This is a genomic window from Stenotrophomonas sp. P5_A8, assembly GCF_056400545.1.
Genome location: NZ_JBFULB010000436.1, coordinates 1 through 2,641 on the forward strand (window position 1 = coordinate 1; position 2,641 = coordinate 2,641).

General features: G+C 64.4%; 2 protein-coding genes. One reads left to right on the top strand and one right to left on the bottom strand.

Annotation, left to right across the window (positions count from 1 at the left end; all coding sequences use genetic code 11):
- Positions 1 to 55: 55 nt before the first annotated feature.
- The gene (gene ettA, locus AC1DQP_RS19240; RefSeq protein WP_256775387.1) at positions 56 to 1,720 is read right to left on the bottom strand and encodes an energy-dependent translational throttle protein EttA; all 1,665 of its coding nucleotides are present in this window, start codon (positions 1,718 to 1,720) and stop codon (positions 56 to 58) included.
- Between the two features lie 237 nt (positions 1,721 to 1,957).
- On the opposite strand from ettA, the gene AC1DQP_RS19245 reads away from it, so the two are divergent.
- Positions 1,958 to 2,422 carry an RcnB family protein gene (locus AC1DQP_RS19245; RefSeq protein WP_478052273.1) on the top strand — a complete coding sequence of 155 codons (465 nt, stop codon included), beginning with the start codon at positions 1,958 to 1,960 and terminating at the stop codon, positions 2,420 to 2,422.
- Positions 2,423 to 2,641 lie beyond the last annotated feature (219 nt).

The following is a 2,641-nucleotide window of genomic DNA, read 5'->3' on the forward strand; positions in this document are numbered from 1 at the left end:
GTCATGACCTACCCAAATGCAAACGGCCGCGCAGTGCGCGGCCGTTTTTCTTCTCTTATTTCAGCGCCTTGAAGCGCAGGCGCTTGGGCGCGGCGTCGTCGCCCATGCGGCGGCGCTTGTCTTCTTCGTACTCGCGGTAGTTGCCCTGGAAGAACTCCACGTGCGAGTCGCCTTCGAAGGCCAGGATGTGGGTCGCGATGCGATCCAGGAACCAGCGGTCATGCGAAATCACGAAGGTGTTGCCCGGGAACTCCAGCAGCGCATCTTCCAGCGCACGCAGGGTTTCGATGTCCAGATCGTTGGACGGTTCATCGAGCAGCAGCACGTTGCCACCCTGCAGCAGGGTCTTGGCCATGTGCAGGCGGCCACGCTCACCACCGGACAGCGAACCGACCAGCTTCTGCTGGTCCTGGCCCTTGAAGTTGAAGCGGCCGATGTAGGCGCGCGACTGGATCTCCACGCCATTGATGTTGAGGATGTCCAGGCCGCCGGCGATTTCCTGGAAGACGTTGTGGTTGCCCTCCAGCGCGTCGCGGCTCTGGTCCACATAGGACAGCTTCACGGTCGGGCCGACCACGATCTCGCCGGTATCGGGCTTTTCCTGGCCGGTGATCATCTTGAACAGGGTCGACTTACCGGCACCGTTGGGGCCGATGATGCCCACGATCGCGCCACCGGGCACCAGGAAGTTCAAGTCGTCGAACAGCAGGCGGTCGCCGAACTTCTTGGAGACGTTCTTGAATTCCATCACCGCATTGCCCAGGCGCTCGCCCGGCGGGATGAAGATTTCATTGGTCTCGTTGCGCTTCTGGTAATCCACCGACTGCAGTTCTTCCAGGCGGGCCAGACGGGCCTTGCCCTTGGTACGGCCGCCCTTGGCATTCTGGCGCGACCATTCCAGTTCCTTCTGGATCGCCTTCTGGCGGGACTTTTCCTGGTTGTCTTCCTGACGCAGGCGGTCGTCCTTCTGGGTCAGCCAGTCGGTGTAGTTGCCCTTCCACGGAATGCCGCGGCCGCGGTCCAGTTCCAGGATCCACTCGGCGGCGTTGTCCAGGAAGTAGCGATCATGGGTGACGGCCACGACGGTGCCGGTGTAGCGCGCCAGGAACTGTTCCAGCCATTCCACGGACTCGGCGTCCAGGTGGTTGGTCGGTTCGTCGAGCAGCAGCATGTCCGGCTTCTGCAGCAGCAAGCGGCACAGCGCCACGCGGCGCTTTTCACCGCCGGACAGGGTGCCCACGACGGCCTCCCACGGCGGCAGGCGCAGGGCATCGGCCGCCACGTCCAGCTGGTTTTCCAGGGTGTGCGCATCGCCGGCGGCCAGGATCGCCTCCAGGCGCTCCTGTTCCTTGGCCAGCTTGTCGAAGTCGGCGCCTTCCTCGGCATAGGCCAGGTAGACGGCGTCCAGCTGGGCCTGGGCCTGCAGCACTTCGCCGACGCCTTCCTCGACCGCTTCACGCACGGTCTTGGTCGGGTCCAGCTCCGGTTCCTGGGCCAGGTAACCGACCTTGATGCCGGCCTGCGGGCGGGCTTCGCCCTCGAAGTCGGTGTCCACGCCGGCCATGATCTTCAGCACCGTGGACTTGCCGGAGCCGTTCAGGCCCAGCAGGCCGATCTTGGCACCCGGGAAGAACGACAGCGAGATGTCCTTGATGATCTGCCGCTTGGGCGGGACCACCTTGCTGACGCGGTTCATGGTGTAGATGTATTGCGAGGACATGAGGTCTCCGAAGGCGCAACCCTGAGCCCGTTCCGAGCGGAACAGGAACAGATGGATAAAAGGGGTACCCCCGATTATAGCCGGAAGCGATGACAGCCGCCGGTGGCCCCATGGGGCGGGGCTTGCCGCCGCCTGAATGGGCGGTCAAACGGCATAAACTGGAAACCGTTTCCAGCCGGAGACCGTTCAGATGACCTGCGCATGATGGAGCCATCAATCCACCAAGCGAGGCCAATCATGAGCATCAATCGATTTGTGGTCGGGGCCGTCGCCTCGCTGCTTGCCCTGGGTGCAGTGGCCCCGGCCTTCGCCGACGACGACCATCGTGGCCGTGGGCATGACCGCCACGACCGTCATGACGATCGCCGTTACGACCGTCATGATCGCCGCGACTGGCGCGATGACCGCCGCGAGGCGCGGCATGATCGCCGCTACTACGACAACCGCGGCCACTACCGCCCGGCGCCGCCGCCGCCGCGCGTGGTCTATCGTCCGGGACCCGGTCGCGGCTATGGGTGGGCGCGCGGTCACCGCTACAACGAGTACTACCGTGGCCCGGTCTACGTGGTCAACGACTACAACCGCTACTCGGTCCGTCGCCCGCCGTATGGCCACCACTGGATCCGCGATGACCGCGGCAACCTGCTGCTGGTCGCCATCGCTACCGGCATCATCGCCGACTACGTGATCAACAGCCGGTAAGCCGGCAGTTTCTGGCCACCTCATGCGGCGCCCTCCGGGGCGCCGTATGTCGTTCGGATATCGCGTGGCATGGCTTGGAAGAGCTTCTTCTTCTATGTGCGTTCCATGCGCTTGGCGTGCGTTGAGCTTTTTCAGACGCGGCCGTCGGTGGGTCGGGCGCTGGGCCCCCATGCCCTTGGAGGCGAAATAAAGGAGGAGGCCGCGCAGCGGCCGGGGGAC

Excerpts from the sequence above, each read along its gene's own strand:
- ettA (WP_256775387.1), bottom strand. The coding sequence starts at position 1,720 with ATGTCCTCGCAATACATCTACACCATGAACCGCGTCAGCAAGGTGGTC.
- AC1DQP_RS19245 (WP_478052273.1), top strand. The coding sequence starts at position 1,958 with ATGAGCATCAATCGATTTGTGGTCGGGGCCGTCGCCTCGCTGCTTGCC.